Raw genomic sequence first — 13,232 nt, forward strand, 5'->3', positions numbered from 1 at the left:
GTCGAGTGAAACGAGGCTGCGATCTTTTGATCTTGTTTTTGCAGATCAAGATCAAAAGATCGCAGCGTGCCGCAGCTCCTACAGGAATAGCGCGCAACCCAGCCAATAATCCAGACGGATGCATTGTGTTTCAGGCGACTGACGCCTTCGCGAGCAGGCTCGCTCCCACAGGGGATTTGTGTGTGTCGCATCTCCAATGTGGGAGCGAGCCTGCTCGCGAAGAGGCCGAATCAGTCGCTGCATAACTTCTGCCAGACAAAAAAAACGCCAACCCTGCGGTTGGCGTTTTTGCTTTAGCTCGAAGCTTGCCGCTCAAAGCTCACAGCTGCCTTATTCCGGCTTCTTGCGACCGAAGCCTGGACGCTGACCGGAACCGGCCGGTGCGCCACGGCGCTTGCCTGATGGCTTGTCGCCGTCGACCAGTTTGATCCCCGGACGCTTCGGTGCAGGCTTGGCCGGACGCTTGTTGGTGGTGTCCGCAGGACGATCCGCCACTGGCGTACCACGACCGGCCGGCGCACGACCTTCGCCACGCTCGGTGCGACCGTTGGCCGGACGCGGTGCGCGCTCGCCGTCACGGGCCACTGGCTTGCGACCCGGACGCTCGCCTTCGATCTGCGGCTCACGGCTCGGACGCGGACCGGTCGGCGCGCCAGCGGCGGGACGCAGAGTTCGCACGCGCTCGGTCTTGGCCATCGGCCGCGACGATTTACGCTGCATACGCTCCAGCTTGTCCTTGCTCTTGGCGTTGAGTTGCGGCATCGCCACCGGCGTCAGGCCGACTTCGGCGCTGAGCACGTCGACTTCGTACTGGTTCATTTCGCGCCAGCGGCCCATCGGCAGGTCGGAGTTGAGGAATACCGGACCGAAACGCACGCGCTTCAGACGGCTGACCACCAGCCCTTGGGATTCCCACAGGCGACGAACCTCACGGTTACGGCCTTCCATCACCACGCAGTGATACCAGTGGTTGAAGCCTTCGCCGCCCGGCGCCTGTTGAATGTCGGTGAAACGCGCCGGGCCGTCTTCCAGCACCACGCCCGCCTTCAGGCGCTCGATCATCTCGTCGTCGACTTCACCGCGGACACGCACGGCGTACTCACGGTCCATCTCGTAGGACGGGTGCATCAGACGGTTGGCCAACTCACCGTCGGTGGTGAACATCAGCAGACCGGTGGTGTTGATGTCGAGACGACCGATGTTGATCCAGCGGCCTTCTTTCGGGCGCGGCAGCTTGTCGAACACGGTCGGACGGCCTTCCGGGTCGTCACGGGTGCAGATTTCGCCATCGGGCTTGTTGTACATGATCACGCGGCGCACCGACTCGGCCGCCTCTTCGCGCTTGATCACCTTGCCATCAATGGTGATGGCATCGTGCATGTCGACGCGCAGGCCGAGGGTGGCGTCTTTGCCATTGACCTTGATCCGGCCCTGGCTGATCCAGGCTTCGACGTCACGGCGTGAGCCGACGCCGATACGGGCGAGGACTTTCTGCAGTTTTTCGCCTGCCGGGCCGATTTCCTGGTCGTCTTTCTGATTGATGTCACTCATCTGGGCACCTCCCGGTGTGGTCTGTTCAGGCGGCGCCTGAAGCATTGAAATCTGGTTTTCGGGCGAAGGGATCGCCGAAGGGTCGCGAATCATACGCGGATGTGCGCCATCGTGCATCAGAGACTAGCTGATCGATCGACAGTTATTTCTTTTTCCGCCGACCGGCGCCACCGAGTTTGATCAGGCGCAGCGCGGCTTCCGCCAGCACTGTGCGCTTGTCGTCCTTGTCGAGTTTCTTCCAGGCGCGGATTTCGCGCTTGCTGCGGCCACAGCCGAGGCAGATGTCATCGCTGAACTTGCAGAGGCTGATGCACGGGTCTTTGGTCGAGCTCATGGGGTCTCCCTTGAAGATCAAAAGATCGCAGCCTGCGGCAGCTCCTACATTGGAATACGGTCCCTGTAGGAGCTGCCGCAGGCTGCGATCTTTTCGGCGCGCCTCAGTCCTCGAACTCGCGGCGTTCGGCTTCGATGGCTTCGGCCAGGGCGCGGGCCTCGGCTTCTTCTTCGCTCAGCTCGGGTTCAGGCTCTGGGGCCGGTTGCTCGAGGGCAGCGACGGCAGCGAGAAGTTTTTCCCGGGCCTCGGCAACGCCAAGAATGTCCTCTTCCGGTTCGGCTTCAGGCTCGGCCTCAAGTTCAACTTCAATCGGCGGCTCGACGGTCTCGGCTTCCGGCTCAGTCGTCGACGTCTCCCCGTCCGCCGCATCGCGCAACAAATCATCGAAGTCGGTCTTGATCCCCTCCTCCATGCTGTCCAGTTCCAGCAGCAAGCTGTGGAAGCTGGTTTCTTCCTTCGGCTCTTCCGGCTCGGCGCTGGCGTCGGCCTGTTCCTGCAGGCCCTGCGGCACCGGTGCGTCGTCGAAATCGAGGACGGGCTCGGTTTCCATCTCGCGCAGTTCGGCCAGCGGTGGCAGGTTTTCAAGGTTTTTCAGATTGAAGTGATCGAGAAACGCCTTGGTGGTGGCGAACATCGCCGGCTTGCCCGGCACGTCGCGGTACCCGACGATGCGAATCCACTCGCGCTCGATCAGCGTTTTGACGATGTTGGTGTTGACCGCCACACCCCGCACGTCTTCGATCTCGCCCCGGGTAATCGGCTGGCGATAGGCGATCAGCGCCATGGTTTCCAGCAGCGCACGGGAATAGCGCTGTGGCCGTTCTTCCCACAAACGCCCGACCCACGGCGAAAACTTCTCGCGGATCTGCAGGCGGTAGCCGGAGGCGACTTCCTTGAGCTCGAACGCGCGGCCCTCGCAGGACTTGGCCAGCAGGCTCAGGGCTTTCTTGAAGACCGGCGGTTCCGGGCGCTCACCTTCTTCGAACAGTTCGTAGAGGCGTTCAAGCGATTGCGGTTTTCCCGAGGCCAACAGAAAGGCTTCAAGCAGGGGCGCCAGCTCGCGGGGTTCAGTCAGGTTCATGTTTCGACTCGTTATTCGGCTCGGGCTCGCACGTGGATCGCGGCGAACGGCTCATTCTGCACCAGCTCGACCAAGGATTCCTTGACCAGTTCAAGGATCGCCATAAAGGTCACGACCACACCGAGGCGACCTTCCTCGGCGGTGAACAGCTCGACAAACGGCACAAAACCGCCGCCCTTGAGCCGTTCCAGCACATCGCTCATGCGCTCGCGGGTCGACAATGCCTCGCGGCTGACCTGATGGCTCTCGAACATGTCGCCCCGGCGCAGCACTTCGGCCATGGACATCAGAATTTCTTCCAGCGCGACATCAGGCAACAGCTTGCGTGCCCGGGCTTCCGGGGCGTCGAGCTTGGGCACCACAACATCGCGTCCGACCCGGCTCAGGCCGTCGATGCCTTCGGCGGCGGCCTTGAAGCGCTCGTATTCCTGCAGGCGGCGGATCAGTTCGGCGCGCGGGTCGTCCTCTTCGTCTTCGACGGTTTCGGCCCGCGGCAGGAGCATCCGCGATTTGATTTCGGCCAGCATCGCGGCCATCACCAGGTACTCGGCGGCCAGTTCCAGGCGCACCGACTGCATCAACTCGACATAGCCCATGTACTGACGGGTGATTTCCGCCACCGGGATGTCGAGAATGTTGATGTTCTGTTTGCGGATCAGGTACAGCAGCAGGTCGAGCGGGCCTTCGAAGGCTTCGAGAAACACTTCCAGCGCATCCGGCGGGATGTACAGGTCCAGCGGCATTTCCGTGACCGCCTGGCCATAGACCATGGCAAACGGCAGTTCCTGCTGGGCGCCGGCTTGGGGATCGACAACGGTTTCCACTGCGGACATTCAGGCCTCGACCATGAACGGCGCGGGGTCGCCGCAACCGACGCGGATCACTTCCGGGTCGTCGCCGGTCAGGTCGATCACGGTGGACGCCTTGATCCCGCCGAAACCGCCGTCGATGATCAGATCCACCTGGTGTTCCAGCAATTGACGCATTTCGTACGGATCGCTCAGCGGATCTTCATCGCCGGGCATGATCAGGGTCACACTCATCAGCGGCTCGCCGAGTTCGGCCAGCAACGCCAAGGCAATCGGATGGCTCGGCACCCGCAGGCCGATGGTGCGTTTCTTCGGATGCAGCAGCAAACGCGGCACTTCGCGGGTGGCATTGAGGATAAAGGTGTAAGGCCCCGGCAGATGCGCCTTGAGAATGCGGAAGGTGCCGGTGTCGATCTTGGCATAGTTGCCCAGTTGCGACAGATCGCTGCAGATCAGCGCAAAGTTGTGCTTTTCGTCGAGCTGACGCAGACGGCGCACGCGCTCGATTGCGGTCTTGTCGCCGATCTGGCAACCGATGGCGTAGGAAGAGTCCGTGGGATAAATCACCACCCCGCCCTTGCGGATGATCTCGACCGCCTGTTTGATCAGGCGCGCTTGCGGGTTTTCCGGATGGATCTGGAAAAATTGACTCACATTCTCTACCTGTTCAGACGGCGGCGATAACTGTGTCATGTTTGAACCGACCCCACAGGGGTGGAAGGTCCTCGGGAACCGGCCGGTACTGGCCAATCTCGGACCAGCCACCAGGGCCATGAAAATCACTGCCGGCACTGACCAGCAGACCGAACTCACGGGCAAGGATCGCCAGGCTGCCGACCTGTTCTGCGGGCTGATGGCCATTGACCACTTCGATTGCATGCCCGCCCGCTTGAATATAGTCGGCAATCAGCTTTCGGCGCTTGCTGCGGGTGAAATCGTAGTGCCACGGATGCGCCAGACTGACCCACGCCCCGGCGGCGCGCAGGGTGCCGACGGTGTCTTCCAGCGTCGGCCAGTGCTGCTTGACGTCACCGAGCTTGCCGGCGCCGAGCCATTTGCGGAATGCCTCGGCGCGATCCTTTACGAAACCTTCACGCACCATCCAGTCGGCAAAATGCGGGCGGGCCGGCGCGTTGCCGCTGTCTCCCAGTTCCTGCTGGATCTGCCGGGCGCCTTCGAGGGCACCGGGCATACCTTTGAGGCCAAGCTTGCGGCTTATTTCTTCCGACCGCAGCCAGCGGCCATCGTGCAATCTGGCGATGGCCTCGACCAAGGGCGCGGCGTTGACGTCGAAACCGTAGCCCAGCACGTGGATGGTCGCGCCGCCCCAGGTGCAGGACAGTTCGACGCCATTGACCAGTTGCATGCCCAGTTCTTCGGCGGCGCTGCGCGCTTCGGCGAGGCCTTCGAGGGTGTCATGATCGGTCAACGCCAGGACTCGCACGCCGTTTTCAAACGCACGCGCAACCAGAACCGCCGGCGCCAGGGCGCCATCGGAGGCCGTGCTGTGGCAGTGCAAATCAACATTCACGGGGAGTTGTAACCTCAAATCAGCTGGCGCTATCGCGCGCCCATATGTTTGTTATTATGCCGCCACATCCAGCTTCTGGCTCTCACTGTGAAACAATTCATCGATTTCATCCCGCTTCTGCTGTTTTTCATCGTTTACAAACTGGATCCACGGGTCGTCGACATCGCCGGCCATGAGGTGACTGTAGGCGGTATTTACAGCGCCACGGCGATGCTGATCATCAGCTCCCTCGTAGTCTACGGCGCGCTGTTCATCAAGCAGCGCAAGCTGGAAAAAAGCCAATGGCTGACCCTGATCGCCTGCCTGGTGTTCGGCAGCCTGACCCTGGCCTTCCACAGCGAGACCTTCCTCAAATGGAAAGCCCCGGTGGTCAACTGGCTGTTCGCCCTGGCCTTCATCGGAAGCCACTTCATCGGTGACCGCCTGCTGATCAAACGCATCATGGGCCACGCGCTGACCCTGCCGGATCCGGTCTGGACCCGCCTGAACATCGCCTGGATCGCCTTCTTCCTGTTCTGCGGCGCTGCCAACCTGTTCGTGGCATTCACCTTCCAGAGCATCTGGGTCGACTTCAAGGTGTTCGGCAGTCTGGGCATGACCGTGCTGTTCCTGGTCGGTCAGGGCATCTACCTGTCCCGCCATCTGCACGACGCCGATACCACAACGCCAAAAACCGAGGACTGACATGCTCTACGCAATCATTGCCACCGACGTCGCCAACTCGCTCGAAGCCCGCCTCGCCGCGCGCCCGGCCCACCTCGAACGCCTGCAAGTGCTCAAGGGCGAAGGCCGCATCGTGCTGGCCGGCCCGCACCCGGCGATCGACAGCAATGATCCGGGCGCGGCGGGTTTCACCGGCAGCCTGATCGTCGCCGAATTCGACTCCCTGAGCGCCGCCCAGGCCTGGGCCGACGCCGATCCGTACATCGCTGCTGGCGTGTACGCCAGCGTGATCGTCAAACCGTTCAAGCAAGTCCTGCCGTAACCAAGGAATATCGAGGGACTCTGTGGCGAGGGGATTTATCCCCGATGGTTGCGCAGCAACCCAAAGCCATTCAATGCGGTGTGCCTGACACACCGCATGCTCCCATTTCAGGTCTGCTTCGCAGCCCATCGGGGATAAATCCCCTCACCACAAAAATCATCAACCGCAATATCTCCTCTACCCGGCACTGAACCTTCCCGCTTCTCACCGCTCTCAATCGCTCATTATTCTCGTTTGCCTGCCGACAACCTGCCCAATATCCATTTGCTAGCAGGAATCGCAATGCGCAAAGGTCCGTTGTGTCTGATGTGGGTCACGTTGACGATCATGGCGCCCGCCCATGGTGAAGAAACCACCGAAAGCGGCAGCTCCACGCCATTGTCATTAAGTGCCGGCAGCCAGATTACCGAGTTGCAGCAGCGCCTGAAGGCCAGCGAGCAGCAGCGGGAAGAATTGAGCAAACAACTGCAAAATGCCGACAACACTCGCGAAAGCGCCGTGCTCGCCAGGTTGCGCCAAGAGAATCAGCGCCTGAAGCTGCAACTCAAGGAAGCCCAGGCCAGTCCCTTGCCGCGTTTGCTGACCGAACAGCAGCAATGGTTCGTTACGGGCGCCGGGGTAGCGCTATTGGCGCTGCTGTGCGGTATCTTTGCCAGTGGAGCAAGCCGAAAACGTCGGCAATGGCTAAATTGAGTGAGTCATGAGCGAGCTGTTACTGATTGATGATGACCAGGAGTTGTGTGAACTCCTGAGTAGCTGGCTGAGCCAGGAAGGCTTTCTGGTGCGTGCCTGCCACGATGGCCAGAGCGCGCGCAAGGCGTTGGCCGAATCGGCTCCGGCGGCGGTGGTGCTGGACGTGATGCTGCCCGATGGCAGCGGTCTGGAATTGCTCAAGCAATTGCGCAGCGAGCACGCAGAACTGCCGGTGCTGATGCTCTCGGCCCGGGGCGAACCGCTGGATCGCATTCTCGGTCTGGAGCTGGGGGCCGACGATTATCTGGCCAAACCCTGTGATCCGCGTGAACTCACCGCGCGCCTGCGCGCCGTGCTGCGCCGCAGCCACCCGGCCGCCGTATCCACCCAACTCGAACTCGGCGACCTGAGCTTCAGCCCGGTGCGCGGCGTGGTCAGCATCGACGAAAAAGAACTGACACTTACCGTTTCCGAAAGCCGCCTGCTCGAAGCCCTGCTCAAGCAGCCCGGCGAACCGCTGGACAAACAGGAACTGGCGCAACTGGCCCTCGGTCGCAAGCTGACCCTGTACGACCGCAGCCTCGACATGCACGTCAGCAACCTGCGCAAGAAGATCGGCCCGCATCCCGACGGCCGCCCACGGATCGTCGCCCTGCGCAGCCGTGGTTACTACTACAGCCTCTGATCCACGTCCGACACAACGACATCCCCCTGTAGGAGCTGCCGAAGGCTGCGATCTTTGCTTTTGAAGATCAAAAGATCGCAGCGTGCCGCAGCTCCTACAGGGGATATGTGTAAGGCTGGGAACAAAGCGTCTTTACCCAAGCTTTACGCAGCGCTGACCGCCGCTGACCTTGATCTCCGTAATCTGTACTCATCCGGAACGTACCGGGAACGAGACAAGGAGATACACCATGCGCAAGACTCTTATCGCTCTGATGTTCGCTGCCGCTCTGCCAACCGTCGCCATGGCCATGCCACAGGATGGTGGCCCGATGGGTGGCCCACTCGACGGCCCACGCCACGGCGGTCAGATGCACGGCGAACACGGCAAAGGCCCGTACAGCCAACTCGACCTGACCCGCGAACAGCGCGATCAGATCCGCAAGATCATGGGCGAGCAGATGCACGAACGTCGCCAGGTGGTCGAGAAGTACCTGGAAAAACTCTCGCCGGCTGACCAGAAAGCCATGAAAGACGAGATGGCGGCCAACCACAAGAAAGCCGAAGCTGACGTACGCAACCTGCTGAAACCGGATCAACAGAAGAAATTCGACGAGATCCAGAAGAAACAGGCTGAACGCCGCGCCGAATGGGCCGAGTTCAAAGCGTGGAAAGCGCAACAGCCGCAAAAGGCGCAATAATGTTCTGATCACAGGCCCGACGGCTGATACCGTCGGGCCTGTTTACATTCGAAACGGTAGGAGCTGCCGAAGGCTGCGATCTTTTGATCTTGATCTTGAAAAACAAAATCAAAAGATCGCAGCCTTCGGCAGCTCCTACAGGGCTTACGCGTTTGTTTGAGGATTTTCTGTGCGTTCACTGTTCTGGCGTATTCTCGCGAGCTTCTGGCTGGCCATCGCCCTGGTGGCAGGGCTGTCGATCCTGCTCGGGCACATGCTCAATCAGGACGCGTGGATCCTCAGCCGCCATCCGGGCCTCAACACGCTGGCCGCCGAATGGACGCAAACCTACGAAGCCCAGGGCGAAGACGCCGCGCAGGACATCCTTCAACAGCGCAAACGCCAGTACCACATTGACGTCCAGGTGCTGAACGAAAGCGGCGACCCGGTGGTGCGTGGCACCTTCCCGCGTCGCGCCGCCGCCTTCGAAGCCAGACAGAACAACGATGACCGACGTCTGCCCTGGCGCCGCCTGACCGACGAATTCACCAGCGAAAAAACCGGCGACACTTACCTGTTCATCTTCCGCATCCCGCACCCGGAACTCGATGCGTGGCACCGTGAAAGCCTGCTCTGGCCGCTGAGTGCGCTGGGTATCGCACTGGTGGTACTGACCCTGTTCAGCCTGCTGGTGACCTTCTCCATCACCCGCCCGCTCAGCCGTTTGCGCGGTGCGGTGCATGATCTGGGGCAGACCACCTACCAACAGAACAGCCTGGCGAAACTGGCCAACCGTCGCGACGAATTCGGTGTGCTGGCCAACGACTTCAACCGCATGGGTGCGCGCCTGCAAAGCCTGATCGGCAGTCAGCGCCAGTTGCTGCGCGACGTGTCCCACGAACTGCGTTCACCTCTGGCGCGACTGCGCATCGCGCTGGCGCTGGCGGAACGGGCCAATCCTGAAGAACGGGAAAAACTCTGGCCACGCCTGACCCGCGAGTGCGATCGGCTGGAAGCGTTGATCAGCGAAATTCTGGTGCTGGCACGGGTCGATGCCGACAACGCCAGTGCCGAAGCGGTGGGCCTGAACGCCCTGCTCGGCACCTTGCAGAAAGATGCCCAGCTCGGCTCACCCGAGCAGAGCGTGCGCCTGAACGCCGAGCCACAGCTGAGTCTGACCGGATGGCCGACCATGATCGAGCGCGCCGTCGACAACCTGTTGCGCAACGCCCAGCGTTTCAACCCGGTGGGCCAGGCGATCGAGATGCAGGCTACGCGTCAGGGCGAGCGGATTGTCGTGAGCGTGCGCGACCACGGGCCGGGCGTACAGGCCGAACACCTGAGCCAGTTGGGCGAACCGTTTTACCGGGCGCCGGGGCAAACGGCGGCGGGACATGGCCTGGGCCTGGCAATTGCCAGGCGGGCGGCGGAGCGGCATGGCGGGAGTCTGACCCTGGCCAATCATCCCGAGGGCGGGTTTATTGCCAGCCTGGAATTGCCGCTGGTGCCAGGGGCTGTCGTCCAACCTTAGACTTTCGATGAAAAAAAGATCGTCCGATCGCGGCCCGAGCCTGCGGCAGCTCCTACAGAGCCGAAACACCTGTAGGAGCTGCCGCAGGCTGCGATCTTTTGACTTTAAACCTTGCCCGGCCAGGCGCTGACGAATTCGGCCAGATCAACTTTCTCGGCAACGCGCGGCTCTTTCTGCGGCGTGCCGAGGTACAGGAAGGCAATCACCTGCTCGCCTTCAGCCAGGCCCAGCCCCTTGGCCACATGCGCCGAATAGGCCAGATCACCGGTACGCCACACCGCACCAATCCCCTGCGCATAGGCCGCCAGCAGAATTCCGTGCGCCGCACACCCCGCCGCCAGCAACTGCTCGGCCTTCGGATACTTGACGTGCTCCTGCAGTTTCGCGATCACCACGACCACCAGCGGCGCCCGCAGCGGGCCGTTGCGCGCCTTGTCGATCATCGCTTCAGTGACTTCACCTTCCTGCATCTGCGCCGCTTCGGCCAGCAACTCGCCCATTTGCTCGCGCGCCGCACCTTCGACGGTGAGGAAACGATACGGCTGCAGATGGCCGTGATCCGGCGCACGCAGGGCCGCACCGAACAGCGCTTCGCGCTGCTGCGCGGTGGGGGCCGGTTCGACCAGGCGTGGAACGGAAACACGGTTGAGCAACGCGTCGAGAGCCTGCATCGGCCACCTCCTGAGAAAAATGTGCGGCTATTCTAGCTTCATCTGCCAACGGGATGCCGGTTTACATGCCCTGCCTCACGGGTAGAATGGCGCCCTTCCCACTTCAGCCCGAGCGGACTTCATGGCGTTGCCGACCTTACGGATCATTGGTTTCATCATCGGCATCTTCCTGATCACCCTGGCCGTCGCCATGGTCGTGCCCATGGCCACCCTGGTGATTTTCGAGCGCACCAGTGACCTGCCGTCGTTCCTCTGGGCGAGCATGATCACCTTCCTCGCCGGCCTTGCGCTGGTGATTCCCGGACGCCCGGAACACATCCATCTGCGCCCGCGTGACATGTACCTGTTGACGGTCAGCAGCTGGCTGGTGGTGTGCATTTTCGCCGCGCTGCCATTCCTGCTGACTCAGCACATCAGCTACACCGACTCGTTCTTTGAAAGCATGTCCGGCATCACCGCCACCGGCTCAACCGTGCTCAGCGGGCTGGACAGCATGTCGCCGGGAATCCTGATGTGGCGCTCGCTGCTGCACTGGCTCGGCGGCATCGGCTTCATCGGCATGGCGGTGGCGATTCTGCCGTTGCTGCGCATCGGTGGCATGCGCCTGTTCCAGACCGAATCCTCCGACCGTTCAGAAAAGGTCATGCCGCGCTCGCACATGGTGGCGCGCCTGATCGTGGCCGCCTACGTCGGCATCACCATCCTCGGCAGCCTGGCATTCTGGTGGGCCGGAATGAGCCCGTTCGATGCGATCAACCACGCGATGTCGGCGATCTCCACCGGCGGCTTCTCGACCTCCGACCAGTCATTGGCGAAGTGGACACAACCGGCGGTGCACTGGGTCGCGGTGGTGATCATGATTCTCGGCAGCCTGCCATTCACCCTCTATGTCGCGACCATGCGCGGCAATCGCAAGGCATTGATCAAGGATCAGCAGGTGCAGGGCCTGCTCGGCATGTTGCTGGTGACCTGGCTGGTGCTTGGCACCTGGTATTGGTGGACCACCAAGCTGCATTGGCTGGAGGCCCTGCGGCACGTGGCGCTGAACGTGACCTCGGTGGTCACCACCACCGGTTTCGCCCTCGGCGACTACAGCCTGTGGGGCAACTTCTCGCTGATGCTGTTTTTCTATCTGGGCTTTGTCGGCGGCTGCTCCGGTTCGACCGCGGGCGGGATCAAGATCTTCCGTTTCCAGGTCGCCTACATCCTGCTCAAGGCCAACCTTAACCAGTTGATTCACCCGCGCGCGGTGATCAAGCAGAAGTACAACGGTCACCGTCTCGACGAAGAAATCGTGCGTTCGATTCTGACTTTTTCGTTCTTCTTCGCCATCACCATTTGCGTGATCGCCCTGCTGCTGTCGCTGCTCGGCGTGGACTGGATGACTGCGCTGACAGGCGCTGCCAGCACCGTGTCCGGCGTCGGCCCGGGCCTGGGTGAGACCATCGGCCCGGCGGGCAACTTCGCCACCCTGCCGGATGCCGCGAAGTGGATCCTGTCGTTCGGCATGCTGCTCGGCCGACTGGAGATCATTACGGTGTTTGTGCTGTGTATTCCGGCCTTTTGGCGTCACTGACCGGCGCCTGCAACAGCCGCGCCCGGTAATCGCCGGGCGTGGTGTCAAACCAGCGACGGAAGGCGCGGAAGAAGTTGCTCGGATCGGCAAACCCCAGCAGATACGCAATCTCCAGCAGGGTCATGCTCGGCTGGGCCAGGTATTGCTCGGCGAGTTCGCGGCGGGTGTCGTCGAGCAACTGCTGAAAACTCGTGCCCTCCTCCTGCAACCGCCGCTGCAAGGTGCGCTGCGACAGATGCAGGGTCTGCGCCACCGTATCGCGCTTGGGTTCGCCCTGCGGCAACAAGCGACATAGCACCTGCCGAGCCTTGTGGGTCACGCGGCTTTCAGAGAATCGCGCCAGGTACTCCCCGGCAAACCGGTCGTGCAACAGCGCCATGGCTTCGTTGGCGGTGGGCAGTGGCGCCTCCATGTCGGCCCGTTCGAAAATCAACGCATCGTACGGCGCGTTGAACATCAGCGGCGCATGGAAGGCTTGCCTGTAAGGTTGCAGGTCTGCGGGCTCGTCGCCCTGGAACAGCACTTTGACCGGATGCAGCGTGCGCCCGGTCAACCAGCTGCACAGGCCCAACGCACAGGCCAGCGAGGCTTCGGCACTCTGTCGGGTCGGTGGCAGGTGATCGCCATGCACCGTCAGAATCAGCGCATAGCCTTCTTCGAGCAGGCGAAAACTCAGGTCGGCACTTTCGGCGATGATCCGCTGATAACGCACCAACCGTTGGAAGCCTTCGGCCAAGGTGTTGCTCGACATCAAGGCATAGCCGGCGACATGGAACGAGGCCGGACGCACCACTTTGCCCATGTTCAAGCCGATCGCCGGGTTGCCGGACAGCTCGACCGCCCGTTGCCAGAGCCGGGTCATGGAATCTTGCGGGAAACGCGCATCCGGATCATCCAGGGCGGCGTAATCGAGCCCCAGTTGCTTGAACAGCACCCGGCAATCCAGGCCGTCCATCTCCAATGCTTTGACAATCCCCATCGCCCAGCTTGCAGAAGTCGTTCGTTCGCTCATGGCGTCATTCTTTTACATGATGGATCACATGTTGCGACCCGATTTGCGAAGGATACTAAAGTGGCGCCCATTGTCACTGGCTGATACCAGTGTTCACTCTAGACTCAAATAGGCT

15 protein-coding genes are annotated in these 13,232 nt (G+C 61.7%); 7 read left to right on the forward strand and 8 right to left on the reverse strand.

The annotated features are described in order from the left end of the window. Positions 1-330: 330 nt before the first annotated feature. The 6 genes from rluB to L6D63_RS19920 form a co-directional block, all read right to left on the reverse strand. Positions 331-1,551, reverse strand: a complete 1,221-nt coding sequence (rluB, locus tag L6D63_RS19895) for a 23S rRNA pseudouridine(2605) synthase RluB (protein ID WP_131669977.1) — start codon at positions 1,549-1,551, stop codon at positions 331-333. Between the two features lie 142 nt (positions 1,552-1,693). Further along, a complete protein-coding gene (locus L6D63_RS19900; RefSeq protein ID WP_047292462.1) occupies positions 1,694-1,885 on the reverse strand; it encodes a DUF1289 domain-containing protein in 192 nt (63 codons plus the stop codon). A 103-nt stretch (positions 1,886-1,988) separates the two neighbouring features. Beyond that, positions 1,989-2,966 (reverse strand): SMC-Scp complex subunit ScpB, encoded by a 978-nt coding sequence (scpB, locus tag L6D63_RS19905; protein ID WP_131669976.1) that lies wholly within the window; start codon positions 2,964-2,966, stop codon positions 1,989-1,991. Between the two features lie 11 nt (positions 2,967-2,977). Further along, a complete protein-coding gene (locus tag L6D63_RS19910; protein ID WP_171061841.1) occupies positions 2,978-3,676 on the reverse strand; it encodes a segregation and condensation protein A in 699 nt (232 codons plus the stop codon). A 123-nt stretch (positions 3,677-3,799) separates the two neighbouring features. Continuing rightward, a complete protein-coding gene (locus L6D63_RS19915) occupies positions 3,800-4,429 on the reverse strand; it encodes an L-threonylcarbamoyladenylate synthase (protein ID WP_007966016.1) in 630 nt (209 codons plus the stop codon). A 13-nt stretch (positions 4,430-4,442) separates the two neighbouring features. Then, positions 4,443-5,306 (reverse strand): PHP domain-containing protein, encoded by an 864-nt coding sequence (locus L6D63_RS19920; protein ID WP_047292458.1) that lies wholly within the window; start codon positions 5,304-5,306, stop codon positions 4,443-4,445. 87 nt (positions 5,307-5,393) lie between these two features. Between L6D63_RS19920 and L6D63_RS19925 the strand changes: the two genes are divergently transcribed. The 6 genes from L6D63_RS19925 (at position 5,394) to L6D63_RS19950 (ending at position 9,858) form a co-directional block, all read left to right on the forward strand. After that, positions 5,394-5,990, forward strand: coding sequence for a septation protein A (locus L6D63_RS19925; protein ID WP_027613975.1), 597 nt, complete (start codon positions 5,394-5,396; stop codon positions 5,988-5,990). Between the two features lies 1 nt (position 5,991). After that, positions 5,992-6,291, forward strand: a complete 300-nt coding sequence (locus tag L6D63_RS19930; RefSeq protein ID WP_095667204.1) for a YciI family protein — start codon at positions 5,992-5,994, stop codon at positions 6,289-6,291. A gap of 282 nt (positions 6,292-6,573) precedes the next feature. Continuing rightward, positions 6,574-6,984: an SH3 domain-containing protein gene (locus L6D63_RS19935; protein ID WP_047292453.1), complete on the forward strand. Its 411-nt coding sequence runs from the start codon at positions 6,574-6,576 to the stop codon at positions 6,982-6,984. A gap of 7 nt (positions 6,985-6,991) precedes the next feature. Continuing rightward, entirely contained in the window at positions 6,992-7,669 is a 678-nt protein-coding gene (locus L6D63_RS19940; protein WP_041073070.1) for a response regulator transcription factor, read from the forward strand. A 229-nt stretch (positions 7,670-7,898) separates the two neighbouring features. Beyond that, a complete protein-coding gene (locus L6D63_RS19945; RefSeq protein WP_041073072.1) occupies positions 7,899-8,348 on the forward strand; it encodes a Spy/CpxP family protein refolding chaperone in 450 nt (149 codons plus the stop codon). A gap of 169 nt (positions 8,349-8,517) precedes the next feature. Next, entirely contained in the window at positions 8,518-9,858 is a 1,341-nt protein-coding gene (locus L6D63_RS19950) for a sensor histidine kinase (RefSeq protein WP_131669975.1), read from the forward strand. Between the two features lie 104 nt (positions 9,859-9,962). On the opposite strand, the gene L6D63_RS19955 is transcribed toward L6D63_RS19950, so the two are convergent. Next, positions 9,963-10,529 carry a nitroreductase family protein gene (locus tag L6D63_RS19955; protein ID WP_047292448.1) on the reverse strand — a complete coding sequence of 189 codons (567 nt, stop codon included), beginning with the start codon at positions 10,527-10,529 and terminating at the stop codon, positions 9,963-9,965. Between the two features lie 121 nt (positions 10,530-10,650). Between L6D63_RS19955 and L6D63_RS19960 the strand changes: the two genes are divergently transcribed. Next, the gene (locus L6D63_RS19960; RefSeq protein ID WP_047292446.1) at positions 10,651-12,105 is read left to right on the forward strand and encodes a TrkH family potassium uptake protein; all 1,455 of its coding nucleotides are present in this window, start codon (positions 10,651-10,653) and stop codon (positions 12,103-12,105) included. On the opposite strand, the gene L6D63_RS19965 is transcribed toward L6D63_RS19960, so the two are convergent. Further along, entirely contained in the window at positions 12,062-13,117 is a 1,056-nt protein-coding gene (locus L6D63_RS19965) for an AraC family transcriptional regulator (RefSeq protein WP_217325479.1), read from the reverse strand. The two genes, L6D63_RS19960 and L6D63_RS19965, sit on opposite strands and share 44 nt — an antisense overlap. Positions 13,118-13,232 lie beyond the last annotated feature (115 nt).

The organism is Pseudomonas parakoreensis (assembly GCF_021602155.1).
Taxonomy (GTDB): Bacteria; Pseudomonadota; Gammaproteobacteria; order Pseudomonadales; family Pseudomonadaceae; genus Aquipseudomonas; species Aquipseudomonas parakoreensis.